This window comes from Achromobacter seleniivolatilans (assembly GCF_030864005.1).
GTDB lineage: Bacteria > Pseudomonadota > Gammaproteobacteria > Burkholderiales > Burkholderiaceae_B > Achromobacter > Achromobacter seleniivolatilans.
In genome coordinates this window covers 2,549,714-2,574,390 of the sequence record NZ_CP132976.1, presented here as the reverse complement: position 1 = coordinate 2,574,390, position 24,677 = coordinate 2,549,714, and the positions used below count along the sequence as shown (strand labels likewise).

General features: G+C 58.6%; 23 protein-coding genes, 1 pseudogene and 1 riboswitch. Of the genes and pseudogenes, 18 read left to right on the top strand and 6 right to left on the bottom strand.

Going from position 1 to position 24,677, the window contains the following annotated elements; genetic code table 11:
- Positions 1-21 precede the first annotated feature (21 nt).
- Positions 22-138: pseudogene (locus tag RAS12_RS31050) on the bottom strand (ESPR domain-containing protein); the annotation flags it as partial.
- 385 nt (positions 139-523) lie between these two features.
- Between RAS12_RS31050 and RAS12_RS11380 the strand changes: the two are divergent.
- From RAS12_RS11380 to RAS12_RS11360, 5 genes are all read left to right on the top strand, one after another.
- Positions 524-1,072, top strand: a complete 549-nt coding sequence (locus RAS12_RS11380) for a fimbrial protein (protein WP_306948396.1) — start codon at positions 524-526, stop codon at positions 1,070-1,072.
- Positions 1,073-1,146: 74 nt separating this feature from the next.
- Positions 1,147-1,893, top strand: coding sequence for a fimbria/pilus periplasmic chaperone (locus RAS12_RS11375; RefSeq protein WP_306948395.1), 747 nt, complete (start codon positions 1,147-1,149; stop codon positions 1,891-1,893).
- 126 nt (positions 1,894-2,019) lie between these two features.
- Positions 2,020-4,653: a fimbria/pilus outer membrane usher protein gene (locus RAS12_RS11370; RefSeq protein ID WP_306948393.1), complete on the top strand. Its 2,634-nt coding sequence runs from the start codon at positions 2,020-2,022 to the stop codon at positions 4,651-4,653.
- A gap of 146 nt (positions 4,654-4,799) precedes the next feature.
- Positions 4,800-5,879 carry a fimbrial protein gene (locus RAS12_RS11365; protein WP_306948392.1) on the top strand — a complete coding sequence of 360 codons (1,080 nt, stop codon included), beginning with the start codon at positions 4,800-4,802 and terminating at the stop codon, positions 5,877-5,879.
- 643 nt (positions 5,880-6,522) lie between these two features.
- Positions 6,523-9,870, top strand: coding sequence for an autotransporter outer membrane beta-barrel domain-containing protein (locus tag RAS12_RS11360; protein WP_306948390.1), 3,348 nt, complete (start codon positions 6,523-6,525; stop codon positions 9,868-9,870).
- A gap of 182 nt (positions 9,871-10,052) precedes the next feature.
- On the opposite strand, the gene RAS12_RS11355 is transcribed toward RAS12_RS11360, so the two are convergent.
- Entirely contained in the window at positions 10,053-10,691 is a 639-nt protein-coding gene (locus RAS12_RS11355; RefSeq protein WP_306948388.1) for a hypothetical protein, read from the bottom strand.
- A gap of 1,260 nt (positions 10,692-11,951) precedes the next feature.
- Between RAS12_RS11355 and RAS12_RS11350 the strand changes: the two genes are divergently transcribed.
- The 3 genes from RAS12_RS11350 (at position 11,952) to RAS12_RS11340 (ending at position 14,213) form a co-directional block, all read left to right on the top strand.
- On the top strand, positions 11,952-12,476 hold the full coding sequence (locus RAS12_RS11350; protein WP_306948386.1) for a phospholipase D family nuclease: 525 nt from the start codon (positions 11,952-11,954) through the stop codon (positions 12,474-12,476).
- Positions 12,477-12,832: 356 nt separating this feature from the next.
- The gene (locus tag RAS12_RS11345) at positions 12,833-13,390 is read left to right on the top strand and encodes a hypothetical protein (RefSeq protein ID WP_306948385.1); all 558 of its coding nucleotides are present in this window, start codon (positions 12,833-12,835) and stop codon (positions 13,388-13,390) included.
- Between the two features lies 1 nt (position 13,391).
- Entirely contained in the window at positions 13,392-14,213 is an 822-nt protein-coding gene (locus RAS12_RS11340) for an alpha/beta fold hydrolase (RefSeq protein WP_306948383.1), read from the top strand.
- A 10-nt stretch (positions 14,214-14,223) separates the two neighbouring features.
- On the opposite strand, the gene RAS12_RS11335 is transcribed toward RAS12_RS11340, so the two are convergent.
- The gene (locus RAS12_RS11335; RefSeq protein WP_306948381.1) at positions 14,224-14,628 is read right to left on the bottom strand and encodes a hypothetical protein; all 405 of its coding nucleotides are present in this window, start codon (positions 14,626-14,628) and stop codon (positions 14,224-14,226) included.
- A 97-nt stretch (positions 14,629-14,725) separates the two neighbouring features.
- A riboswitch (yybP-ykoY riboswitch) is annotated at positions 14,726-14,904 on the top strand.
- 4 nt (positions 14,905-14,908) lie between these two features.
- Here RAS12_RS11335 and mntP point away from each other — a divergent pair.
- From mntP to RAS12_RS11310, 5 genes are all read left to right on the top strand, one after another.
- Entirely contained in the window at positions 14,909-15,472 is a 564-nt protein-coding gene (gene mntP, locus RAS12_RS11330) for a manganese efflux pump MntP (protein ID WP_306948379.1), read from the top strand.
- 141 nt (positions 15,473-15,613) lie between these two features.
- Positions 15,614-16,354 (top strand): acetoacetate decarboxylase, encoded by a 741-nt coding sequence (locus RAS12_RS11325; RefSeq protein WP_306948377.1) that lies wholly within the window; start codon positions 15,614-15,616, stop codon positions 16,352-16,354.
- Positions 16,355-16,449: 95 nt separating this feature from the next.
- Complete coding sequence (locus tag RAS12_RS11320; RefSeq protein WP_306948375.1) at positions 16,450-17,373, top strand: PhzF family phenazine biosynthesis protein; 924 nt, start codon at positions 16,450-16,452, stop codon at positions 17,371-17,373.
- A 266-nt stretch (positions 17,374-17,639) separates the two neighbouring features.
- Positions 17,640-18,074 carry a GNAT family acetyltransferase gene (locus RAS12_RS11315; protein WP_306948373.1) on the top strand — a complete coding sequence of 145 codons (435 nt, stop codon included), beginning with the start codon at positions 17,640-17,642 and terminating at the stop codon, positions 18,072-18,074.
- Positions 18,075-18,291: 217 nt separating this feature from the next.
- A complete protein-coding gene (locus RAS12_RS11310; RefSeq protein WP_306948371.1) occupies positions 18,292-19,311 on the top strand; it encodes a TRAP transporter substrate-binding protein in 1,020 nt (339 codons plus the stop codon).
- A 97-nt stretch (positions 19,312-19,408) separates the two neighbouring features.
- On the opposite strand, the gene RAS12_RS11305 is transcribed toward RAS12_RS11310, so the two are convergent.
- Positions 19,409-20,362, bottom strand: coding sequence for a M14 family metallopeptidase (locus tag RAS12_RS11305; protein ID WP_306948369.1), 954 nt, complete (start codon positions 20,360-20,362; stop codon positions 19,409-19,411).
- Positions 20,363-20,443: 81 nt separating this feature from the next.
- On the opposite strand from RAS12_RS11305, the gene RAS12_RS11300 reads away from it, so the two are divergent.
- Complete coding sequence (locus RAS12_RS11300) at positions 20,444-20,896, top strand: hypothetical protein (RefSeq protein WP_306948367.1); 453 nt, start codon at positions 20,444-20,446, stop codon at positions 20,894-20,896.
- Positions 20,897-21,030: 134 nt separating this feature from the next.
- The gene (locus tag RAS12_RS11295; RefSeq protein ID WP_306948365.1) at positions 21,031-21,621 is read left to right on the top strand and encodes a BPSL1445 family SYLF domain-containing lipoprotein; all 591 of its coding nucleotides are present in this window, start codon (positions 21,031-21,033) and stop codon (positions 21,619-21,621) included.
- A gap of 62 nt (positions 21,622-21,683) precedes the next feature.
- On the opposite strand, the gene RAS12_RS11290 is transcribed toward RAS12_RS11295, so the two are convergent.
- Positions 21,684-21,917, bottom strand: coding sequence for a hypothetical protein (locus tag RAS12_RS11290; RefSeq protein WP_306948363.1), 234 nt, complete (start codon positions 21,915-21,917; stop codon positions 21,684-21,686).
- A 118-nt stretch (positions 21,918-22,035) separates the two neighbouring features.
- Entirely contained in the window at positions 22,036-22,506 is a 471-nt protein-coding gene (locus RAS12_RS11285) for an Lrp/AsnC family transcriptional regulator (protein ID WP_006226939.1), read from the bottom strand.
- A gap of 160 nt (positions 22,507-22,666) precedes the next feature.
- On the opposite strand from RAS12_RS11285, the gene RAS12_RS11280 reads away from it, so the two are divergent.
- The 3 genes from RAS12_RS11280 to RAS12_RS11270 are packed head-to-tail and all read left to right on the top strand — an operon-like array spanning position 22,667 to position 24,663.
- Positions 22,667-23,578 (top strand): DMT family transporter, encoded by a 912-nt coding sequence (locus RAS12_RS11280; protein ID WP_306948345.1) that lies wholly within the window; start codon positions 22,667-22,669, stop codon positions 23,576-23,578.
- Between the two features lie 59 nt (positions 23,579-23,637).
- Complete coding sequence (locus RAS12_RS11275) at positions 23,638-24,384, top strand: sulfite exporter TauE/SafE family protein (protein WP_306948343.1); 747 nt, start codon at positions 23,638-23,640, stop codon at positions 24,382-24,384.
- Positions 24,385-24,438: 54 nt separating this feature from the next.
- A complete protein-coding gene (locus tag RAS12_RS11270) occupies positions 24,439-24,663 on the top strand; it encodes a hypothetical protein (protein WP_306948341.1) in 225 nt (74 codons plus the stop codon).
- Positions 24,664-24,677: the final 14 nt, after the last annotated feature.

Sequence of the window (24,677 nt, the reverse complement as noted above, 5' to 3'; positions counted from 1 at the left end):
ACAGAGAGCCGAAACTAGCGTGATGGCCGCCGAGGCTATCACGACGGACTTGCTGCGCCCGCGTCCACTGGCGAGCTCGGATGCGACAACCCAAGCTCCAGTCGTCGCATTGCGGACGACTTGATAGATCCTATTCATTGAAGTGCCTTAAAGAAAAATTGCACTTCAAATGCTAGGAGTTAAAACTTTGGGTGAGTATGAGACGTGTACTAAAGCTGCGGGCAAGCAAGCCCGCAATTGGATATGAAGCCAATCGAGGTAATCGTCCGATATCCGCCGAAATGCCCGATCCGCATTCATGTTTACCGGACGTCAATGCTGCCGTCCCAACGATTTAGTACCTGTCCTATTTGGTCGCAATTGGGAAAACTTTAGTATTTGTATCGCCAACCTAAGCAGCATCCAAACTGAGAAACGCCAGCAACTGGCGCGAATCCTTGGAGCGAACTGGCACTTGCGGCCGACCGAATTAAAAACATCGGCTGCATATCTCCTCTCCCATTCATCCACTGGTATATCAGACATGAAAGCAATTATTCCGGCCCTCGCTCTCGGCGGCCTGTTGGGCTTCGCTTCGCTTGGCGCTCAAGCCGCTGACGGCACGATCACCATTACGGGTACCGTTTCGGACATCACCTGCTCGATCAATGGCGGCGCCGCTGGCGCAGAAGCCAGCAAGGCCATTGTGCTGCCGACCGTGACGGCCAGCTCGCTGGGCTCCATCGGTCAAACCGCTGGTACGTCGCAGCCGGCCGACTTGAAGTTCACGTTGTCCGGTTGCACGTCCGGCACGAAGGCTATCGCCAGCTTCGAAAACGGTCCGCAGGTCGATCAAGACAGCGGCAACCTCATCAACAGCGGTTCCGCCGCCAACGTGCAGGTGCAATTGCTGAATGGTCAGATGGCGCCAATCAACGTCACGACCAACTCGAATAACCAGTTTGCCACCAATGGCGCGGCAATCACCGGCGGCGCGGCTGAACTGAAGTACTACGCCCGCTACTACGCGACGGGCCAAGCCACTGCTGGCACCGTGAATACCTCGGTGCAATTCTCGATGCAGTATCAGTAAATGGTGCCTGAAGGCGTTCACGTAAGCGAGCGCCTTCCTCAGCGCAATGCGAATCGATCTGTAAAGGGGCACTGATGAAGCTACATAAAAAAAAGATATTCGGGATCGGGCTTGCCTGTGTATTGCTCGCGAGCAGTGCACAGGCAAGCGTGACGATCGGTGGAACACGGGTGGTGTATCCGCTTGAGCAGCGCGAAGTTACGGTCAAACTGGATAACGACAGCAATTTGCCGTCGCTTGTGCAGGTCTGGATGGATGACGGTGATGCGGACGCGAAGCCCGGTGACGTCAAGGTCCCTTTTGTGATTACGCCGCCAATCTTTCGCATGGACGCGAAGAAGGGGCAGATGTTGCGCGTGATGATCAGTGGCGGCCACACACTGCCGCAGGATCGTGAGTCCCTTTACTGGTTGAATGTGTTGGATATACCACCCAAGCCCGCCACCGCTGCTGACGTCAATACATTGCAGGTGGCGTATCGCACGCGGATCAAGATGTTTGCGCGGCCGGAAAATCTGCCCGGCAAGCCCGAAGACGCGCCGGCGAAGCTCAGCTGGAAGATCGTGGCGTCTCCGGATGGCAAAGGCCAGGCTGTGAGCGTATCGAACCCGACGCCCTATCACGTTTCGTTCAGTGAAATTGATGTGCAGAGCGGGGGGCAAACGTTTAAGAATGATGCGGGTGGAATGGTCGCGCCGCATACAACTCAAGTGCTGCCCATTCGCAACATGAGCTCGGTAGCCACTGGTGCGAAGGTGAAATACAGCGCAATCAATGACTACGGCGGCGCCATCGTTGGCGACGCGACACTTAGCCAATAGAACTTGGCCTGGCTGGTCGGAAAGCCTGACCGACCCATTTTAATTTTTTGAATTGGGTGTGCGCTGCTCGAGCAGCACGCAGCGATGTCGCACGCCTATTAAAAGACATCGGAAACTTGTCAGAACATGAAGCAGTCATTCATTCATCAGCTGCCTGGTCACGCTCGAGAAATGCCGGATTCGTTTGGTTTGCATCCCATCGTTGCTGTGCTGATGTCGGTGTTTGCGGCTACCGGGGTGGTGCAACCAACGGTGGCGATCGCTGCGGAGACGTCTGCCGCAGGAGCGATTACGACGGCTGCCGTTGAGTTCGACCCGACGTTCTTGCGCACAGATTCGGCGCAGACCTTGGACGTCTCGAGATTCGCGCGCGGCAATCCGATTTCTCCCGGCATGTATTCCGTCGACATCTACGTGAACGACATGCGCGTCTCGCATCAAGATGTGCGATTCGTAGCCACTGGTGATGGCGTTACCGCGCGAGCGTGTCTTAGCCGTCGATTACTGGAGACGTTGGGGGTCGACTTTGCCAAAGCGAATGCCGCGGACAGCGCCGCGATGGGGGAAGACTGTGTGGACCTGCCGTCGATCGTTCCGGGCGCGATGGTCGACTTCGATTTTTCAGAGCAGAAGGTTACGCTGAGCGTGCCGCAGATGTATTTGAGTAACTCCGTGCGCGGCTATGTGCCACCTGAGATGTGGCAAGACGGAGTGACTGCCGGCTTCGTCAGCTATAACGCCAACACCTATCGCTCAAGCGGATCTGGCTTCAATTCGACGCAAAGCTATCTGGGTCTCAACGCTGGTGTGAACCTGGGCGGCTGGCGCTTGCGACATCAATCATCCGTGGTGCAGTCGAGCGGCCAGGGGACGCGCTTCGACAATTACGCGACGTATTTGCAGCACGACGTGACCGCACTAAAGTCCCAGGTGACGTTGGGCGACGGCTTCACCACCGGCGACGTCTTCGATAGCGTGCAGTTTCGCGGGGCGCAGATTGCTTCGGACGATCGCATGTTGCCCGATTCGTTGCGCGGCTATGCACCGATCGTTCGCGGTACGGCGGATTCCAACGCCCGGGTCACGATCCGGCAGAACAATCAGGTGATTTACGAAACCAGCGTCTCGCCGGGCCCGTTCGAGATCAAGGATCTGTACGCAACGGGGTACGGCGGCAACCTGGACGTCACAGTGACCGAAGCCGGCGGGCGAACGAAGACTTTTGTGGTGCCGTTTGCCTCGGTGGCGCAGTCATTGCGCCCGGGCGCCACGCGCTTTTCGGTGACAGCAGGGCAGTTGCGCAACCTCAACTTGGCTAGCAAGCCGAACTTCACGCAGTTCACGTTGCAGCGTGGATTGACGAACCTGCTGACGGCATACGGAGGCGGCATCGCGGGCAATGGCTATGTGGCGGCCAACATCGGGGCAGCGGTCAACACGGATTTCGGCGCATTTTCGGCTGACGTTACGGGGGCGAAAACGCAGATTTCTGGCCAAAATACGCTGCGCGGGACGAGTTGGCGTCTTGGCTACAACAAGTTTATCGATCCCACCAATACCAATATCGCGGTGGCGGCTTATCGCTATTCGACGGCAGACTATATGAGTCTGACCGATGCCGCTTCAGCGCGCGATTTTGCGATGCAGGGCAATGATATCAATTCGTTCTACCGTCAAAAGAACCGCTTTCAGTTGACGGTCAATCAGAATTTTCGACGTGGCGGCAGCGTGTTCGTAAGCGCGTCGGCGCAGCAATACTGGAACCGTGGCGGAAGCGATACGTTCTATCAGGCGGGCTACTCAAATGGCTTCGAGTACGGCACTTACAGTGTGACGGCGGGCCGCACCCGCAACTGGGATGGCTCCATGTCTAACCAGTTCATGATCAGTACGTCTATTCCGCTGGGTCGCACACCGCACTCGCCCCTGCTGTCCACAAGCTTGGGCCGTTCGGGCAGCGAAACCCTGATGCAGACCAACTTGAGCGGTACGTTGGGTGACGATAACCAATACTCCTACAACGCTTACGGCATGTACAGCGGAGGTGACGGCAATCGCTCGTCCAGCGCGGGCGTTAGCGGCACGTACCGGGCGCCGTATGCGCAATTGTCCGCATCCGCAAGCAGTGGTTCAGGATCAAGCCAGACTTCGGCTGGCGTGAGCGGATCCATCGTTGTCCATCCCGGGGGAGTGACGCTTTCGCAGACAGTTGGCGACACCTTCGGGATTGTCGAAGCACCGGGTGCGGAAGGGGCGCGTGTGTTGAGCGCTTCGGGAACCAAGGTCAATAGCCAAGGCTATGCGGTGGTGCCGTTTCTGACGCCTTACGGCATGAACACGGTAGATATTGATCCGAAGGGCACCTCCAACGATATCGAATTCCAGTCGACCTCGGAACGGGCGGTGCCGCGCTTGGGTTCGGTGGTGATGCTTAAGTACAAGATGGTGAGCGGGCGCGCCGCCTTGATACGTGCTCCGCAAGCCGATGGCCGTGCGTTGCCGTTTGGCGCCGATGTCGTTGACGACAAGGGGCTGGCTGTTGGTGTTGTGGCCCAGGATAGCCAGATCTTCGCGCGAGGGCTGGAACGTAAGGGCTCGCTGTTTGTGAAGTGGGGCCCGGATGCGGCGGAGCAATGCAAGATCGATTACGAGGTGCCTGAGCAGGCGGCGACGTCGCGCGCAGCGTATCTATCGCTTGAAGGGCATTGCATGGGAGGGGGCGAGTCGCCTCGGACCGGAGCTGAGGGGATTGAAAGGTGAAAGTTAATGGGGCTGGTGTTGAGAATTACGGCCAGACAAAATGCTTCGCCGTTTGGTCTGAAACATCATCCTATAAACGGTGCTTGCCCAGGTCAGGCGAGTACTGGCCTGCCTGTATAGCTGCTTTCGAAAAAGTGAAGAACATCATGAAATCTGAATTTGAAGTCGTCGAAAATATGGTGCGATTCCTTCCGAGGGGGCATCTCGGAAAGATGTTGTTTGGACTTCTGGGCATGACTATTGTCACGCTGTTTGGTAGCTCACGAGCGCACGCGGATTGCACGGCAGTAGCGACCTTGCCTGTGACAGTGGTCACCTTTCCGGCGACGATCTCCGTGCCGCCCAATGCCCAGGCCAATACTGTATTGGCGACGGTCACTGTTCCAGTAAACGGTGCCACGGCGGGCACGAGATATGCAAATTGCACGAGTTCAGGCACGCTTTGGTGGCAAATCGCCTCTGGTGGGAATGTCACCAATCGCGTTGGGTCGACCACAGTGGCAGGCGTAGGCTACACGGCGACGCTATCCGGAGGCGGGCTGCCCAACATGAGCATCGACTCATCCACGAACGCAGCCTCCGTTGCAGGTGGGCTTGCTTCTCCTACGTTTTCCTCTCAGCTAAATCTGACCGTTAATTTAGTAACGACTGGCGCTGCCATCCAACCGGGGCCACTTTCATTGAACCCAAGCGGTATGGGCACTGCGGGCCGGGTCGGGATTTTTTATGCAGGCGGCAATGCTTCGGTAGTTTTTACCGCGACGATGCCCAGCAATACCACAACCATCACTTCGGCAGCCTGCTCCGTGACAACACCGTCATCTTCGGTCAAGCTGGACCCAGTCAAGGCCAGCTCATTCTCTGGCGTCGGTTCCACGGCGGGCAGCGCGCCCATTCCACTGGCCGTAAATTGCCCCAATACCACCAGTAAAGTGTTTGTGACGCTGACCGATAACGTATCTCCAACCAATGTGAGTAGCACTCTCTCAACAAAGTCGGATTCGACCGCGAGCGGCGTCAAGCTTCAAATACTCGACCCACAAGGGAACCCGGTGTCATTCGGGCCGGATTCCGCGCAAGCCGGAAACACGAATCAATGGCTTGCGGGGCAAGCCGTCTCCGGTCATATGAGCATTCCGCTCACGGTGAGATATGTACAGACCGCCGCGACAATTACGCCAGGCACCGTCAACAGCGTGGCCACCTTCACGATGTCATATCAGTAGCTGCCACGCTAGCACGAGCTCATCCGTTCCTGACTCAGTGACTGATGACGTGATCTGAACAGAACTGCCCCCCGAAGATTGGATCTATGTTCAATTTTCGGGGGGCAGTTCGCTTAGGCCTCGGCCTTTAGCTGTTAACTGTTCAACTTTTAGTGTGCAGTTCAAATACCAGCGCGTTTTGCATTTTTGCTGGCCGAACGCCCTGAAGTGTTTGGCACATTTGGACGATCGTGATCGCCATAGATATTGCGGGGGTCGTCACGGCATGGATGCAGCGCTAACAAGTCAGCAAGAAGTCTGGACGGGGTAGTCGATCCAATTTTTTAACGCGAGGGAGCTTACTTGCTGTCAAGTCGGAGGCTCAGATCCCCGTTACGCGCACAAACCTGGTCTTTGGGGAAGGATTCGGGCGTAGCGCTACACGCGCCCTGGTCTGGTTCTTCCTGGTAACTCGAATCCATACAGGACGCCCGCCTGGAAATTGGTACTTGTCTGATGGAAGCGCAGTGGGTCATTGAGCAGAATGAATGCTCATTCATCGATCCCCATTCGACCGCCGATTCTGCGTGGTTGCCGACGTATCACTGCTGATCATCCGATCTTTACGCAGTGACGTCCCGGCAGGGGTAAGGACTTAACTCTCATGAAATTCCCTCTGACCCCCATTATGGTGGGGCTGCTGACTGCTGCCGCCCCGCTTTATCCCACCTATAGCGCCGCAGCCGAAATTGGCCAGGTCATCGTGTTAGACCCGTCGGGTCAGACGCAACAGACGCTGGACGCCGGCAGCACCATCACCCATGCGGCAACCGGCGCCGCTTTGAGCGTCACCGTGGCCGGTAACCGCGTTACTGGCGACAATATTCTGATCAATGCTGGCGGGCCTAGCGCCGGCACTTCCAAAGGCGTCAGTACCGCGTCTGGCGGCGTGGTGAACTTGTCGAACAGCACGGTCAACACGCTGGGCGTCGGGCAAAATGCGCATGCGCTTACCACCAACGGCGTGGGCAGCCTGATCACGGCTACCAACACGACGCTTAGCACCGTAGGAGAGTATTCCAGCGGGGCCTTTGCGCAGGGTGGCAGCAAGATCACGCTTGACGGTGGCTCCATCACCACGACGGGTACGTCAGGCTCGAACGGCCTCTATGCCGACGGTGTTGGTTCTACAATCACGGCCAAGTCGCTAACCATCAACACCAATGGCAGCGGAGTCGCCAACTACTCCGCCTATGCGATCAACGGCGGCAAGATTGAGTTGCAGGACGCGACCCTGTCGGGTGGCCAACTGGAGATAAAAACCGTTGACTCAAGCATTTCGCTGATCGACACGAACATCTCCACGCCCAACGGCATGGGTATCAGCGTGGATAGCGGGAAGTTGACCATGCAGGGCGGTTCAGTGACGTCGTCTGACTCGGCGGTGAGGTTGCACCAGTTCTCCACGTTCAACGGCGGCACAGCCACGATTAACGATGCGACGCTGACCTCTACAGGGGCCACGGCCTCGACGGTCAACTTCAGTGCCACCGGCGGCTCGGCTACGCTCGACAATGTGGTTATCAACGCATTGGGCGCTTCTGGCACGGGTGTCTGGCTGCCTTCTACAAACACCAGCTTTGTCGCTCGCTCGTTCAGTATCAATTCCGGCGGAATAGGTATCGACAACCGGTCGGGGCAGGTGACGTTGAATGACGGCTCCATCAGCACGACTGGGGTAAACGGATATGGCTTATATGGCTCAACAACGGGAACCGTTGCAAAAATCGACGCAACCAATACCGCGATAAAGACGTCCGGTGTGAGCGCGATTGGGGCGGTAGCCCGTTTAGCTGGCACCAGGATCACCTTTACCGATTCCACCGTGGATACCGAAGGCATGGGGGCGTTCGGCCTGTATACCACCGGGGCAAACGTGTCGATCTCCGCGAAGGGCACTACAGTGACTACTCGCGGTCAGGATGCTGGAGGTATCTATGTCGCCAACGGCTCGTCCATCCTGCTGGATAGCTCGAAGGTTTTCACCACAGGGGCTGGTGGGCACGGTATCTGGAGCAATGCTTCAACCATCGGAGCGACCAATGCCTTGCAGCTGCTGAATGGAAGCGCGGTTGAGACCACCGATGGCGTGGGTTTGCTGGCATCCGGCGGCAACCATAACTTTACGCTTGACGGCACACGTGTGCTGGCGCGCGCCAATGGCGTTGAAGACGATGGCATCTTTCTTCGAACTGCGCAGGCCACTTTGAGTGGCGGCGCAATCGTCGAGACCGCTCAGGTCAACCTTGACGCCACGGCGTCCACGATGACCGGTGATGTTCTGGCGGACAGTGGCGTCCTGGACATGGACCTCAAAAGCGGCAGCGTCTTGACCGGCGCCGTTATCAGCCGCACGGGCCGCGTGAACAGCCTGTCGTTGGACAATTCCAGCGTCTGGAATGTGCGTGGTGACTCCAATCTGGGCTCTTTGAACAACGCTGGTACGGTCAGCTTTGTTTCACCCAACGCGCACGCAGGTTTCAAGACGTTGACGGTCAATGATTACGTAGGTGGCGGCACGCTGGTGATGAACACGCAATTGGGCGGCGATGCATCGCCTACCGACAAGCTGGTGATCGATGGCGGCACCACCTCGGGCGTGACGTCGATGCGCGTGTTGAACAGCGGCGGTGTCGGTGGACAAACGGACCAAGGCATTCGTCTGGTGGAAACCATCAATGGCGGCACGACCACGACGGACGCTTTCCGCCTGGACACCGGCTCGACGGGTTTTCGTGGCAGTTCGGACACAGTTGCCATCAACGGTTATGACTACAGCCTGGTTCGTGGCGGCAATCAAGGGGTGCAAGAAGATTGGTACCTGACCTCGGTCTATGATCCGACCACTGGTGGCGGGGGCGGCGAAGAGCAGCCCGGCACACCCAACCCGCCACCCGCCAAGCCGGATGTTCCTAACGATCCCGTCGCGCCGCCCAACTTTGAGGCCCCGCCTGATAGTTCGGTATTCAAGAACGTCTCGCCGGAAAGCGGCGCCTACGTGGGCAACCAATTGGCTGCGTCCCGCATGTTCATGCATAGCAGGGAAGATCGGGCGATTGCGCGTATTTCTGCTGCTGACGGTTCCTCGGACAAGTCTGGCGCTGGCGTATGGGCGCGAATCCAGGGTAATCACGATAGCAAGTTGAGCATGTCCGAAGGCAAGGTGTCGGTAGACACGGACCGCAGCATCATCCAGCTGGGCGGCGACGTCTTGCATGGAAAAGTGGGTGAGAACGGTTCGGTCGTGGCCGGCGTCATGGCAGGGTACGGCGATGCGCGTGTGGATTCCACGTCGCGCCTGATGCTGCCCGGTTCCGAGAGCGTGGATGCCAAGGCGCGCGGCAAGGTGTCAGGCTATTCCGTGGGCATGTATGCAACCGTTCAGGAAAATGCGGCAACCGGCTTGGGCGCTTACGCGGACTCGTCGCTGCAATACGGCCGCTACTCCAACCAGCTCAGCAGCGAACTGGGCACGGCTCGCTACCATTCCAACGTGTGGACGGCGTCGGTCGAAGCCGGCTATGCCGTCAAGCCTTTTGCTTCTTCGTCGGCGCTGGGCGAGATGGTGGTAGTGCCCCAGGCTCAGGTGACTTACAGCCGCTACGATGCTGCCCGCGCTTCGTTGCAAGGCATGACGATAAGCAGCGATACTCCTGACGCCGTGACTACCCGCGTCGGCGTGCGCGTGTATCCGTTGGGCAAGTCGGAAGCTGTGTCTGCCGTGCGTCCCTTCCTGGAGACGAACTGGTTGCACAACAACGGCAACCCCGGCGTCAACATGGGCGCGAGCACGCTTAGCGCCTCGCCGATGCGCAATGCAGCTGAACTCAAGCTGGGCGCCGAAGGCCGGATTGGCAAGTCCCTGTACCTTTCGGGCCAGGTGTCGGGCCAGGCAGGCAGCGGCGATCAGCGTGGGGTTGGCGGCATGCTGAATATCAGCTACCGCTGGTAATGCGTTGATGGCGCCACTGGCGCATAGGTAAAGGCCGGTTCAGGATTCCCTCCTGAACCGGCCTTTTTTTTTGGATCTTCCATGCCAGTTTGAGCGGGCAATATTTCCGTTCTTCTATCAAACAGAACAGTGCGGACTGGGACGGCCAACGCGTCAAGTTTCGTGCCACCGCCGGCCGCGGATCACTGCAGGATGACCGTATAGTTCCTCATCGGTTCTTCGAAATAGGCAACGCCGCTTTCGTTCACTGTGCCGCGCATGACGATTTCTTTAGCGCCAACTGCCACATCCTCGTCGTTGTCTGAATGGATTTTGACCTTGATGCAGTCTCCGGCTTGATAGCCTGTCGTTCTGACGACCAGGTTCAGATCAACATAATGATCAACTTCGTCGGTCGTGACACGCGTGCCGTAGGGGCCATTAGTCCAGTAGAGCTCAACCACCTTGCCGCCGCGTCTGACGGTTTCGGCCTTACACGGCGCGGAAGCGGCGTAGATGCGGATTGGTTCTTGCGGGGAGCTGCCGGCGCTTGCCGGCTGGTCCGTATGCGGCAGTTCACTTTGTCTGGGTGGAGGCGTACCAAGAGTGGAATGTTCGGCGGCCATGGTTGCAGAAACCATGGCGATCAGTACGCTTGCGAGTAAGTGACGGAAGAGCTTCATGGTTTGTCGATGGGTCCGGTAGCGATATCGTTCCGGCACGTATGCGTGATGGGTATCTTGCTGTTGATTGCGGCCGCCAGGGCAGTGTACAGAACACCAGCACTCAAGCCGGCCGCAAGAAAGATAGAACCATTCATCCAGAAGTTTGTGTCCTTCCATAGGTATTGCCAAGCGCCGTTGGCAAACGGGTTGAACAGATACCACCAACCGCACACTGAAAGAAAAAGGCCCACTGCAATGTAGCGGAAGCGTAGGTGAGAGAACTTCCAATCGAGTAGTGCAAACAATGGCCAGGCAACAACCGCGGATAGGGTGGCTCCGATCAAGAATCGTAATGACGGCCAGAGAAAGGGTAGCGGGATCGCCAAGACTGCCAGGCCGCCACAGATTGATGCTGCGAGGAACCGCAAGGCGGCGTTGATCCAAGGGCGGTAGTTACGGTTGCGCACGGCTTATATCGACTCTAGACGCGAAAATTCCCCGCGTCGCAGGGGACGGCGGGGAAGGGGGGACTGACTCAAATGCAGTCACATCATTTCTGTACAAGCATGCTATGTGCAGAGGGGGCCTGCGTATATCTGATGGGTACGAATTTACGGCTGACATTTTCGGCTGATGAATAGCAGCGTCAACATCGCTCGTGCAGAAATACTGAGGAAACGCAGGAGACCCCAGGATATCGGACCCGTCAGATGGGCAATAGCGGCTGGCTCCCCTACGCTATCGCGTGGCTTTCAGTCACGAAGTGGGCCGAACGAGAACAGGTTGATCTGGGTGCGGCTCCCCAATTCTTTTTTCCTGGGAAGTCTGATGTCGTTGTTTTGTGCCGCATGTGTGCGGTTCTTGGATGGGTGCAGCCAAACCGAACCGCACAGTGATCTGTTGTTCCGCGGGTCCACCACAATACATTACGGTGGGAACTCCAATGGTGATGAGATCGGGTGCTATCGCCATTTTATTTGTCGCGAATGCGCGTCGCTGTGGATGCAAAAATTTGGCTGGGCAGGAAAGTCGGAAGGTTTTCGGCTCTCCCCTCTAGGCTTGGGTTCCGCGAGCACTCGGTCACGCACAGCGGCTACTGCCACCAGGCCAAACCATGGCTGAAAAAAAGATCCCCCCGGTCCCAAGGGACAGCGGGGGGAAATCCACTTCAGTTCGCAGTTCAATCCTAGCGGTGGACAGAATCCGGGCATATCTGACCGGTACGAATAGCCTGCGGATTTGTTTCGTACTCGTGTGGCGCTGAAGACATAGCGGCACTATCGGGTACCGTACCGTCCGCCGTGTGGTTAATTGCCTGGCAATCCAGCCGGGGGGATTCGCATTGCCAGCCATCGTCACAGCCTTAATGCCGCTACGATGAATCGTGCTCCAATGATCCTCACGCTAGTTCTGACTTGCCTGCCTAGGCCTTTGACGATGACGACTATTCGATCCATTGTGCTTGCCGCCCTGCTTGGGGTTTCATCCATTTCCAGTGCTGAACCGAGCGTTCAGGTCGGATTCTCTCCAGAAGGTTCAGCACGCACCCTGGTCCTGGAGACGATCGGCAGCGCGAAGCACAGCGTCCAGATGCTTGCGTATGCGTTCCAGGCTCCGGATGTCATGCAGGCGCTGGTGGCTGCGAAGCATCGCGGTGTCGATGTGCGCGTGGTCGTCGATAAGAAGCGCAACCAGGGAAAAACGAGCAAGACTGCGATGGATTACGTGACTGCCAACGGGGTGGAACTGCGTACCAACGACCATTTTCACCTTCATCACGACAAGACGATCATTGTTGATGGTTCCACAGTCGAAACCGGGTCCTTCAATTTCGCGGCGTCCGCCGAGACGGCCAACTCCGAAAATGTCGTCGTCATTCGAGACATGCCCGAGGTTGCGCGCCAGTACCTGGATCACTGGCAATCCCGCTGGGATCTCGGGGTGCCTTACCCCGAACGGTGATTGGTCGCAGTGGCAATGTGCTCAACCGACGCACGGCGCCGCAGAGAAAAATGATTTGGATTTGCTGGTATAAACACCGTCGAATCGTTCCCAATATTTCCCGGTAAAGGAATCCAGTGTCGAGCAAATTCGCGGCTAGTCGCCTTGTTGCATTGACGGCAAGTGTGATCAGGGAGAAGGGCGGCGCAATGCTGGCGGCAGCGCCTTGGCTGCTAGGCGTAGTGATCTTGACACTGCCTTTTGCCGTGCATGTCTCGCGGTATGCCGTGCCGCTCCACCAGCTCTACTTGCTGTGCGCGCTACTTAATGTGCTGGCGCTGGCTGCTGTGACATGGGCTTGGATACGGAAACTGGCCTTGGACGATGCCTTGGCCAAACCCATTTGGAGTGGCGGAGCCGCTGGGTTGAAGTATTTGGCCTTGTTTGTACTGCTAGTCGTCACGGTGATTCAGCTGTTGAGCGTGACGGGCAACATTCCCATCTTGATTTACTTTTCCATGCCGAATTCGCTGAGTCCTGTTCGGAATCCGACTGGCGAGGCGCTGTTTTTTGCCCTGGTTATAGCGGCGCTGCTGGTTTTATGGATACCGGTGATGGTTTTGTGCCGCGCGATGGCACTAAGCCTGGTCAATGTGGCGGTGTCGGGACAGTACGGCTTGCGGACGCTACGCGAAAAAATCCGCTTCGGCCGTTGGCCGCTGTTGGTGGCGTTATTTTTCCTGATTGCTTCGGCTGGCGCCACGGCGGCAGCGATCCCCAGGGCGCAATATCACCTATCAGTTTCGTCCGTTGCATTCAGCGCGGGGGGTATCGTTGTTTGCGTCGCGCTGCTTGTTGTCGTGGTGGCGATGTCTGCGGTGGCGTATCGAGAGTCACGCGTTAATGGGTCGGTCGGGGCGTCGGGCGCGAATTAACATGTTTGCTGATCATCAGATTGCGTCCGGCTGCGTCACATTGGCCGCCGAAGTTGCAGGCGATGGCGACCCCGTTGTGTTCTTGCATGCGGCGATTTGTGATCGCCGGATGTGGCGGCCGCAGCTGGAGAGTTTGGGGGCGGTGTGTAAGGCCATTGCTTACGACCGGCGCGGGTTTGGCAAGACGCAGGCTGCGCCTGAAGACCATTCGGCGGTGGCAGATCTGATGGCGGTCATAAACGCTTTATCGGACGGCAAGCGCGCAATACTTGTCGGGTGTTCCCAAGGGGCGCGAGTCGCGCTGGATGCGGCTCTCATGCATCCGGCACGGGTTCGCGGGCTGGTACTGATCGCCCCGACAGTGGCGGGTGCGCCTGAAGCCGTTTATACGCCCGCCATCAAGCCCATGATGACCGTGTTGAAGGACGCCGAATCTGCCAGGGATCTGGATCGGGTGAATAGTCTGAAAGCTCGTCTTTTTCTGGACGGTCCTTTGGCACCCGAGGGGCGCGTCGCGGGGGCAGCTCGGATGCAGTTTTTGGATATGCATGGCGGGGTGCTGCGGTCGCCGCCAGCGGGCAAGAGCGTAGATGACATACCCGCTTTCAGCCGATTGGGCGAGATTGCCATGCCGTCGCTAGTGCTGTGGGGGGAGTTTGATTTCCCCCACATCCAAGACCGGGCCCGGCAGACCGCGGCGTTGATGGGCGGGATCGGTCAGCAAGTGGCAGATACCGCCCATTTGCCCAGCATCGATCGTCCGGCAGCGATCACGGGCCTGCTTCAAGCGTTTGTTGAGCGCTGCACTGACAGCACCCAATAGGCAGTGTCGGCTATCGACGGTCTTTACGTTTAGCTGCGTCCGCGCGGCGCGGAGCGGAGGGCAGGGGATTGCCGACATGGCTGGCCAGCCAGTGTTCGATTTTGTCGTCCCGGCGGGCGGCCCAGTCCTTGCCTAGTTCCAGTACCAGCATGTTGCGGGTGTCGCCATAGTCTTGGCCGGGTTCCTTTTGGAACATTTCACGCCAGATGTCCGAGGCAACCAAATCCGTCGTGAGCAGGACGCCGATTCCCTTGGCGTCGATCCACAGAGGTGCTGCGCGTTCATCCACGTGTTTTTTCAGGTTTTCGAGCAGCTTTTGCGCCAGCGAGGCGTTGTCTTTCGAAGCCGCGATCAAGACCAGATATTGCCGGTGGTCGCTGGACGGTTCGTCCGAATCGCCAAATGGGTTTTCCATGGTGGGTTCCTTTCTGGTTAGCGTTTATGCGAGGCGGTTCGCCCTGTCACCGGACAGGTTACCCGACCAGGCCCGCAAGCATTGCATTTGGTACACTTCAGCCATCTTTGGGGAGTAGCCTTCCTGCAGCCTTGGTTGCAGGGGTTCGCGTCAACATTCTTGACCTTTCGGTCATGGCGCAACGGCCGTTTCGGCTTGGCGAGACCACGGACTATTCCATAGCCTTGTCCGGGCGATATGGAAAAGTCTGTGTGTATCGCCCGGACGGAGTACTCCGACAGTGAATCCCCTCTCGACCCTCATTCTGGCCTTTGCCATGTCGACCGATGCGTTCGCCGCCGCGGTGGGCAAAGGCGCTTCCCTGCATAAGCCCCGTTGGTCCGAAGCCCTGCGCACAGGGCTCATTTTTGGCGTCATCGAAGCGATCACTCCCCTGATCGGCTGGGGACTGGGCTCCGTCGCGGCTCAGTACGTTGCGGAATGGGACCACTGGATTGCGTTCTGTATGCTCTGTGTCCTGGGCGGCATGATGATCCGTAACGGACTGTCTACCGACCAGGAAGAAGCCCCGCCGGTGGTCCGCCATTCCTTTTGGCTGCTGGCGGCTACGGGCTTTGCTACCAGCATTGACGCGATGGCGGTTGGCGTCAGCCTGGCTTTCATCGACAACAATATCCTGATTACAGCGGCAGCAATTGGTCTGGCGACCATGCTGATGGTCACGATTGGCGTGATGGTCGGCCGGTTGATTGGAAGCATTGCGGGCAAGCGCGCGGAAGTGCTGGGCGGGATTGCGCTGATCGGCATCGGCGCGACGATTCTGTACGAACATCTGTCTGCCTGATGACGCTGGGGCGGGGGCAATGGAACTTGCCTCTGCCCCGACTGCATTGCCCTTCCGGTTTGTGTCACAGAGTTTCGTGCTAAGTTTGCCAAGGTTCCCCGAGCGATCTTCACGACCCTTGAGGTCAGGAGTGCCGTAGACATGGATATCAGCACCATTCGTCAGCAGGCGTTTGCCATGCCGTTCACGAATCCCGCCTTTCCGCGAGGGCCGTACCGGTTCGTCAATCGGGAATTCTTCATCATCAGTTACCGGACCGACCCCGCCCGGTTGCGAGAGGTCGTGCCCGAACCGCTGCAAATCACCTCGCCCATCGTCAATTTCGAATTCATACGGATGCCGGATTCGACGGGGTTTGGCGACTACACCGAAAGCGGGCAGGTCATTCCGGTCACGTTGGATGGCGTGGCGGGCAATTACACGCACGCGATGTATTTGAATGATCACCCGCCGATTGCGGGCGGGCGTGAACTGTGGGGTTTTCCTAAAAAATTGGCCAACCCCAGTTTGCAGGTGCATACCGATACGCTGGTTGGTGAATTGGACTACGGTCCGGTGCGGATCGCGACCGCTACCATGGGCTATAAGCACCATGCCTTGGACTCGGAAGAAATACGCAAGGGCATGGCGACGGCGCCAAATTTTCTGTTGAAGATCATCCCGCATGTGGACGGCAGCGTCCGCATTTGCGAGCTGGTGCGGTTTTATCTGCAAGATGTCACCGTCCACGGCGCTTGGAGCGGTCCATCCAGCCTGGCGCTGTTTCCCCATGCGTTGGCCCCTGTTGCGGACTTGCCGGTCCTTGAAGTGATTGGGGCGCGCCACATCGTGGCAAACCTGACGCTGGCGTTGGGAGAAGTGGTGTTCGACTATCTGGAATAGCGCTGTTATGGCGCAAGTCCCCTGATTCTGTGCCTGTCGCGGCAGGGGGATCTTGCCCATACTTCTCTCATTCACCCCGGAAGAGAGACGCCTGAATGCGCTACCGATATGTCACCGCTGATGTTTTTACCGGCCATGCCTACAGCGGAAACCCGCTGGCGGTCGTGCTCGACGCGCAGGGTCTTGAACCCTGGCAGATGCAGCGCATCGCCCGGGAATTCAATTATTCAGAAACCAGTTTCGTGCTGCCTGCACAGGACGCGGCCCATACCGCCTGGGTTCGCATCTTCACGCCTGATCGTGAAGTGCCTTTTGCCGGACACCCAAACGTAGGCACGGCCATTGTGCTGGCGCGCGAAATGATGATGGCGGGCCGGCCAGCACCCCAGGCCTTTGTTTTTGAAGAGGCAGCGGGATTAGTCCACATCGCATTGGGCTCGGGCGAGCAGGGCGTGGATGGGGCAGAGCTGCAAGCGCCCGAACCGTTGTCGCGCGCAAGTACGGCGCCGATTGCCGCAGTCGCGCGGGCGCTGAAGTTGAAGCCGTCTGATATTGATGTGTCAGAGCACGCTCCCCAGGTGATCTCCGTAGGGCTCAAGTTCCTGGTGGCGCAATTGGTAAGCCGTGATGCGTTGCGCCGTGCAGCACCGGATTCCGACGGGTATGCGGCCTTTTTGCCGCTGGATGGCGCGAAGTCGATCTATGTCTACACCACCGACACAGAGTCGGACTCCGGAGAGTCGGCACCGGATATTCAGGCGCGGATGTTCACGGGCCGCATGACCGAAGACCCGGCCACAGGAAGTGCGACGGCCGCCGTCACGGCATTGCGTGCCGCCTTGCGAGGGGACGGCATGTTGCGTTTGCGCGTGGCGCAGGGTGAAGACATGGGCCGCGGCAGTTTGCTGTTGGCGCATGCCGAGCCGCGCGCTGACGGAGTGTGGGCAGGGGTTGCCGGTCAGGCGGTGGTGGTGATGGAAGGCACCTTGCCTGCGCCGTTGCCGTCCGTTGAGGCTTGATTCCCGCTGCATGCTTGTTGCCGGCAGCGCGGGGCCTCGTGTATGCTTGCCCGCATGAACGCACCGCATCCCGCTCCGGTAGCCCGGGCAGATAACCGACGAATCACTCGACGCATACGTTGAGTGGCAAGTCACGTTCAGGCGCTGAGTCTTCAGCGCTTCCTCTTGAAGGCCACGATACCTCTCGTGGCCTTTTTGTTTGTTTTCCCTTTTTGCTATCGAGGCGTATCGCGCGTCCTTCGTTACCCTGATCCAAGGAACGAAGCATGACCCCCAACGCACTTGCCATACGGCCTTATCATCCGTCCGACGAAGCCGCCATCATTCAGTTGTGGCGCGATTGCGGCCTGACCCGGCCATGGAACGACCCGAGCAAGGACATCGCGCGCAAACTGACGGTGCAATCGGACTTGTTTCTGGTCGGTGAGGCTGGCGGCGTGATAGCCGGCACGCTGATGGGCGGTTATGACGGCCATCGCGGCTGGATCAATTATCTGGCGGTATCGCCCGCGCACCAGCGGCTTGGCTACGCCACCGCATTGATGTGCGCCGCCGAGCGCAAGCTGCTGGAAATGGGCTGCCCCAAAATCAATCTGCTGATTCGCTCGGGCAATGCGGCCGTGCAGGCGTTCTACGCTCGTCTGGGATTTCAGCCCGACGAGGTGATCAGCTTGGGCAAGCGTTTGATTCCGGATATGTAATCCGAAGCGCGGCGCCCGATAGGCGGAAACTGGTCTGACACTTCTGATCCGGTATCGATTCGGTCCGATAAGAGGCCGTTTGACCTGTCTTGACCCTGCCTGTTTGCGCAGACTTCCTGTGCCAGCTTTGTGCCGCGCTTGTCTTCATTAGCGCGCCGCAAAGCATGTCTTTTATCCGTCGCGATTAGCGTCCCGGCGGTACAACAGGAGGATGACGATGCGGTTCAAGATCATGGGGTGGCAGTTGGCCCCCACGGCGCTGTTGGCGCTTTGTGCACTATCCGTTCAAGCGCAAACCGTCCGGCTGACGATGTCGCACTTCTTGGGGCCGCAGAGCTTCTTTCAGGTTGATCTGCTCGAACCCTGGGCGCGTGAACTGGAACGCAAGACGGGCGGGCGTGTGCAAGTTGATGTGTTGAACGCCAGTTCACCGTTGGGCAATGTGCGCAAGCAGGCCAGCCAGGTCAAAGACGGTGTGGTCGATATTGCATTGGGGCTGCGCGGCGCCGAGGGCGATCGTTTTTCGCGCAGTTCTATCGTCGAATTGCCCTTCGTGGTGACTGATGCCGGCAGCGGCTCAAAGGCTTTGTGGAAATTGTTCCAGGATGGCGTCATTGCCGACGAATACCGGGATTTCAAGGTGTTGGCGCTGTTCGTGCACAACCCCGGGCTAATCCATACCAAGGCCACCTTGGTGACTGAACTTGCCGACTTGAAGGGCCTGCGCTTGCGAGTACCGAACGCGACGGTAGCGGCCGCGCTTAAGCACGTGGGTGCGGTGCCCAAGCTGCTGCAACCTGATGAGATTATTCCCGCATTGCGGACTAATCAGTTAGACGGCATTGTGACCAACTGGGGTACGCCCATCGCGGGCTTTAACGACGAAATGACCCGTCATACCGCAGTGCCGTTCTATGCTTCGGCCTTCTTCATCGTCATGAACAAAGCGCGCTACGAAAGTTTGCCGTCCGATATTCGGCGCGCTGTTGATGAGCTGTCTGGCGATGCGCTGGTCGCACAGTTCGGCCCGCTGTGGAATAAGTGGGACCAACCATTTCAACAGGGCGCCCAGGCGCCGGGCAGAGTCGTTCTGCGGCCGGATACGGCACTATTGCAACGCTGGCGTAGCGGTTTGCAGCCGGTGTCGGATGCTCATTTGGCCAAGCTGGAGTCGTTGGGCTTTAAGAGTGCCCGGCAGGTGTACGAACAATTGCTGACTCCGTCAGGCGGGGGGTGAACCCTGTCAGCCAATGGTGATCGAATTTGTGTGCCAGCCTCCGGGGCGATAGATCCCCCCGGGGTGGCGGACAAATTGCAAAGGGCTAGCTGAACAATCAGATGGCTACCGTCAGGTACACGGCTTCACGACCTACGATCGGCATGCGCGTGGGCATGAAAATCGTGCAATGGTTGCATGGTGAACGGATTTCTTCTGTGCCGTTCATCGCGATCAGTTCGCCTTTGTCAAAGGTCTCGAAGCCAATGACTGGGCGGGTAAAGTGGAAATCCTCGGACTTGACCATGTGGACTTCCAGCAGGCGATAGCGCTGGGGCACGGGTGGCGGCTCGGTGCCTGCCGGCGTGTCGATCAGCCCCAGATGCGCCAGGAATCGCAAGGTGACGTCTGTTGCCAGGGTGGCGGCAGATTGAGCGAAGTGCTGGCCGCATTCCACCACCAGCGCACCGCCGCTATCGGACGCCGGGTCGCCGTGACGGCCGTAACCCATGACGCCTGTGCCCGGGAATTTGTCCTGCGGCATGACCAGATGCACCACCGGCACGCCGACGGCTGCCGCCAGCGCGGTGTTGCGGTCCATCTCGTTGTAGACCCAGAACGGCTGTACGGGCGCGCGGGTCGAGTGTATGTCCAGGACGAAATCGGCGGCATCCAGCACCGGGCGCATTTCACGGGCGCGGCGCAGTTCTGGGCTGTTTTCGGAGCCGTCCAGCATGGCGGCCGACCAGATTCGGTTCAGATTGTGAACCAACTGGCGGTTTTCATACGGCTTTTCGATGTCGAAGGCCTCGTAGGCTTCGACGTGGGCAAAGCTGACCGTCAAGGTGCCGATCTTGGGACGTACGCCCGTGTCCAGCAGATGGGTGGCGGCCACCATCCCACAGATTTCGTTGCCATGCGTGATGGCATTGATCAGCACGTGCGGGCCGGGCACGCCCGAGTCGAAGCGGTGAACATACGGAATGCCGGTGTTGCCTAGTGCGTACGGCGACAGATCGCGGGGCAGAACTTCCAACGGTGCGGTGTCAGGTTCAAAAGCGGTATTTTGCATGGGGTGCCTGGTTCGGGACTGCGGCGCTTTAGGGAATGGCGCCTAGGGATGCTGCGGGGTGAAGCATATAAAGCGCCATGCTTGTTGTCCATTTTTCGCGGAAATGGGCGCGACTGGCCAAACGGGAAAAACGGCCTTGTTTTGGGGGTGTTTCCGCTGGCGCAAGATGCAGTTTTACTACTTGGTTTAGTGCTCAAACACTCTATGAAAACAGTGCTTTTCAAGCCGTTTTTTTTTTGGCATATTGCGGCCGGATACACCGATTTCAGGAGTTCAAGCATGGACGCGTGGCCGCATCGTCATATTGACGGATTTCAAGTTGGATGCGAGGTCGTTAACCTGGACGCTGGCGTGCTGGCGATCGAGGTGACGGTCTGCCGGACGGGCGATGGTTCGTATCAACAGCGATGGTCATTGCCCCGATTCGTGACGTTTGAAGATCCCCGCGTGGCGAGGCGTCATGCCGAGCTGGTCTTGTCGGGAATCGTGTCGGTGGATGGTGCGACGGGCGAGCCCAGGTACGGAATTCTTTAGCGGCTCTAGTCCTTGGCCTTCCAGCGCGAAGCCGTTGGTGACAGGTTTTGTTTCGTTTATCACAATCGTGTGCCGTCCCCAGAAGCAATTGACCGGTACAGTGGGGGCGAATGACAACAACAAGGAGAGTTCCAATGTTTGATACTTTTCCTATCTTGCGTCGTGTAGGAGTGGCGGCGGCGATTGGTGTGGCCGGTGTACTGTTTGCAGGCTGCACCACGACCTCACCCAAGAATTCGGCCAGTGCGACTGAAAAGCGCCAGTCGATGAACAGCGCCGCAAATGCAACCCTGACCAAGCTGTATGCGGCCTCGCCGCAATCCAAGGAGTTGGTTGCGCGTGCCAAGGGCGTGCTGGTGTTTCCTGACGTCTTGAGCGGCAGCTTCATTGTTGGCGCCGAGCATGGCAATGGCGTGCTGCGTGTGGATGGCGCCAATACCGCTTACTACAGCACGACCGCGGGTTCGATCGGTTTCCAGGCCGGGGCTCAGTCCAAGGCGATGGTGTTGTTGTTCATGACGGATGACTCCTTGAACAAGTTCCGCAATAGCAGCGGTTGGACCGTAGGCGCGGATGCCACGGTTGCCGTTGTGAATATCGGCGCGAATGGCCGTATTGATACGAATACGGCGCAGCAGCCCATTGTGGGTTTTGTGATGAACAATGGCGGCCTGATGGCTGGCGTGTCACTGGCCGGCACGAAGATCTCGAAGATCGACTGGTAAACGGCTTTACCATGCAAAACACCGCGGAAACCCCGCGGTGTTTTGTTTTGTGCGGCTGCGTTTCAGCCGATGAGGCTATCGCCGTTGTTGCGTACGGCGCTTTCGCGTTGCATCTCGGCTTCTTCGATATTCGGGTCCAGGCCGCGCCAGCGCACGATTCGGCCACGCTCTTGCTCGGGTTCCCAGCCCAGCATGCCGTAGCGCGTGATTTCAGTTTCGCCTGTGTCGAATTCCACTTCAAAGTAGCCCTGACGATCGGGTAGCGTGCCGCCGGGGAACCATTCTGTTTCGGGCATGGTTTGCTCCTTGCTAAGCGATGGGAGGGATGCCGGCGCGTTACTACGCGCAGACACTTCATTGTGCGGGTGCGGGCGCGATCCCGCAAGTTGGCGGCGCGTCGGCCGCCGTATGCAATCAGGCGAGCGGCACCGCGGTGGTGTAGAGCACTTGCTTGAGCGCAAAACTGGATCGGATGCTGGCTACGCCGGGAATGCGGGTGATGTGCTCGACGATCAAGCGTTCCAGCGCATCGACATCTGGCACCAGGGCCCGAATCAGGTAGTCGGCGTCGCCCGACATCAGATAGCACTCCATGATCTCCGGCAGGACCGCGATTTCGCGTTCAAAGACATCCAGTGCAGCTTTGCGTTGCTTGTCGAGCGAGATCTGGATGAAGACGTTGACTTTCAGGCCCAGTTTGCGCGCGTTCAGCAGCGTGACGCGGCGGTCGATCAGCCCTTCGGTTTCCAGCCGGCGAACGCGTGCCAGGCAGGGTGAGGCAGATAGATTCACGCGGGCGGCAAGCTCGACGTTAGTCAGCCGTGCGTCGCGCTGAAGTTCATTCAGGATACGGATGTCAGTGGCATCCAGGTTGATTTCCGGCATAAGTCACCTAGCAATTATCGATTGGCAGTTCGTTTGTGCTGAGTATGCGGGATATATGTGCAAATTGAGGTGAAATGTGCTGGGGTTTACCCTATAGACTATTTCTTCCTTCGGCCATTCGGCCAAAGTGCAGAATAATCAAGCGGTAGATCGAGCAGTAATGAGTCAGCAGAGCACGTTGCGTAAGTTTTTGCCGTTGATCGGCGCGGTCATGATCTGGGGCGGCAATTGGCCGGTCATGAAGCTTGGCTTGGCGCACATGAGTCCGTTGTGGCTCGCTGCCAGCCGATTCGGCTCCGCTGCGCTGATCAGCGTGCTGGTGCTGGGTGTGATGGGCCGTCTGCGCTTGCCGACACGTCAAGAGTGGCCGCTGGTGGCGGGCGTCGCGCTCTTGCAGATGGGCGCGTTTACGGCCCTGGCTCTGTGGGCCTTGCAGTACGTGGCGCCGGGGCGCGCTTCCGTCATTGCCTACGCGACATCCATCTGGGTCATCCCGTTGTCGTCGCTGATTCTGAAAGAGCGGCTGTCGTTGGCGCAGTGGCTGGCCACGGCGTTGAGTTATGCCGGAATAGGCGTCATCGTTGCCCCTGCGTTCAGCCCGTGGCAGGCGCATACCGTGATAGGGCTTGTGATGCTGCTGGGCGCTTCTTTTGCATGGGCGTGCAACATCATTCAACTGCGCGGCAATCGTCATGTGCGCCTGGGCGCCGACATGATTCCGTGGCAGACGGCGATTGCCACGCTGCCTTTGGCTGCGCTTGCGTGGATGCGGGACGGCGCACCAATGTTCCTGGCAGTGCCGGACGCCTGGCCAGTGATTCTGTATACGGGCCCGCTGGCTACCGCGCTGACGTTTATCGTGGTGCTGGGCATGACGCAGAAAATGCCTCCGGTTGCGACATCCATCGCAATGTTGTGTGTGCCGGTAATCGGCTTGATCGTGTCGTCCGTCGTGTTCCATGAGCGTATTTCTACCGATCTGGCCTTGGGACTGAGCTTGATCGGTATCAGTGTGGCTGCCTCTGCCGTCGCCTCACGTATCAAGCGCCCGCTCGTGCTGCGTCCGTCCTGATCGTTCTAGAATGACGTGCGCCGGGGCAGGCCCGGCATTCATGCGGGCGCGCGGCAGAGATGGATTCGCTATACGTGTTGGTTGTGGTGGGCGCCATGGCCGCAGGATTCGTGCAGGGCTTGTCCGGTTTCGGGTTTGGCATGGTTGCCATGTCGTTCTGGGCTTGGACGGTGGACCCTCGGCTGGCGGCCGCCATGACGGTGTTCGGCGCCCTGACCGGCCAATTGCTGGCTGCGTTTACGGTGCGCCGGGGCGCGGCCGCCGCGCATCTTGCACCTTTTGTCCTAGGCGGTTTGGCTGGGATACCGCTGGGTGTGAAGCTGCTGCCGCATCTGGACCCGCTCATGTTCAAGACTTTTATCGGCGTGCTGCTGGCGGTATGGTGCCCCATCATGTTGTTTGCCACGCGGCTGCCTCGCATCACGGCGGGAGGCGCCGTTGCTGACGGCGTGGTGGGTGCAATGGGCGGCATCATGGGGGGCATCGGCGGGTTCACAGGCGTGCTGCCGACGCTGTGGTGCACCTTGCGCGGGTTTGACCGGGATGTGCAGCGCGCAGTGATTCAGAATTTCAATCTGTCCATGCTGATGGTGACGATGGCGAGCTACGTGTTTACAGGCGTGGTGACGCGAGACATGCTGCCGTTGTTTGCGCTGATCGTGCCGGCGATGCTGGTGCCGACATGGTGGGGCACGCGCGTCTACGTGGGCATCAGCGACGCAACTTTCCGCCGGATCGTGCTGGGGCTGCTCACGCTTTCGGGTATTGCCCTGCTGGCGTCCTCAATACCTCAGCTGTTTGCGTAGCCCCAGGGGGGCGGGGCGGCATGCTATCGTTAAGCCTTCAAGAGAGAATCACGCATGGCTTTGCATCGTTTCGAGAAAGGCGTATTGGGTCGGTGGCTGCGTCTTGTGGCCGATAATTCCGAACCGGGTGCCGCCCAAACTCAAGTGCCTGACGACGTTGCGAAGGCACTCGTAACGCTGCGTTGCATCCAGGCTGGCGACGATGGCCGCTGGCTCATCACCGAAAAGGGCAAGCTCGCCCTGCGCATGGAAGAGCCAGGCGCATTGCAGGTGTACTGACATCCCCCTCGGCT

Bases quoted from the DNA above. Each gene is read 5' to 3' on its own strand.
- RAS12_RS11270 (WP_306948341.1), top strand. From the start codon at position 24,439: ATGGCTTTGCATCGTTTCGAGAAAGGCGTATTGGGTCGGTGGCTGCGT.
- RAS12_RS11365 (WP_306948392.1), top strand. From the start codon at position 4,800: ATGAAATCTGAATTTGAAGTCGTCGAAAATATGGTGCGATTCCTTCCG.
- RAS12_RS11310 (WP_306948371.1), top strand. From the start codon at position 18,292: ATGCGGTTCAAGATCATGGGGTGGCAGTTGGCCCCCACGGCGCTGTTG.
- RAS12_RS11315 (WP_306948373.1), top strand. From the start codon at position 17,640: ATGACCCCCAACGCACTTGCCATACGGCCTTATCATCCGTCCGACGAA.
- RAS12_RS11340 (WP_306948383.1), top strand. From the start codon at position 13,392: ATGTTTGCTGATCATCAGATTGCGTCCGGCTGCGTCACATTGGCCGCC.
- RAS12_RS11295 (WP_306948365.1), top strand. From the start codon at position 21,031: ATGTTTGATACTTTTCCTATCTTGCGTCGTGTAGGAGTGGCGGCGGCG.
- RAS12_RS11370 (WP_306948393.1), top strand. From the start codon at position 2,020: ATGAAGCAGTCATTCATTCATCAGCTGCCTGGTCACGCTCGAGAAATG.
- RAS12_RS11280 (WP_306948345.1), top strand. From the start codon at position 22,667: ATGAGTCAGCAGAGCACGTTGCGTAAGTTTTTGCCGTTGATCGGCGCG.
- RAS12_RS11285 (WP_006226939.1), bottom strand. From the start codon at position 22,506: ATGCCGGAAATCAACCTGGATGCCACTGACATCCGTATCCTGAATGAA.
- RAS12_RS11325 (WP_306948377.1), top strand. From the start codon at position 15,614: ATGGATATCAGCACCATTCGTCAGCAGGCGTTTGCCATGCCGTTCACG.
- RAS12_RS11290 (WP_306948363.1), bottom strand. From the start codon at position 21,917: ATGCCCGAAACAGAATGGTTCCCCGGCGGCACGCTACCCGATCGTCAG.
- RAS12_RS11355 (WP_306948388.1), bottom strand. From the start codon at position 10,691: ATGGAAGGACACAAACTTCTGGATGAATGGTTCTATCTTTCTTGCGGC.
- RAS12_RS11335 (WP_306948381.1), bottom strand. From the start codon at position 14,628: ATGGAAAACCCATTTGGCGATTCGGACGAACCGTCCAGCGACCACCGG.
- RAS12_RS11375 (WP_306948395.1), top strand. From the start codon at position 1,147: ATGAAGCTACATAAAAAAAAGATATTCGGGATCGGGCTTGCCTGTGTA.
- RAS12_RS11350 (WP_306948386.1), top strand. From the start codon at position 11,952: ATGACGACTATTCGATCCATTGTGCTTGCCGCCCTGCTTGGGGTTTCA.
- RAS12_RS11275 (WP_306948343.1), top strand. From the start codon at position 23,638: ATGGATTCGCTATACGTGTTGGTTGTGGTGGGCGCCATGGCCGCAGGA.
- RAS12_RS11360 (WP_306948390.1), top strand. From the start codon at position 6,523: ATGAAATTCCCTCTGACCCCCATTATGGTGGGGCTGCTGACTGCTGCC.
- RAS12_RS11320 (WP_306948375.1), top strand. From the start codon at position 16,450: ATGCGCTACCGATATGTCACCGCTGATGTTTTTACCGGCCATGCCTAC.
- RAS12_RS11380 (WP_306948396.1), top strand. From the start codon at position 524: ATGAAAGCAATTATTCCGGCCCTCGCTCTCGGCGGCCTGTTGGGCTTC.
- RAS12_RS11305 (WP_306948369.1), bottom strand. From the start codon at position 20,362: ATGCAAAATACCGCTTTTGAACCTGACACCGCACCGTTGGAAGTTCTG.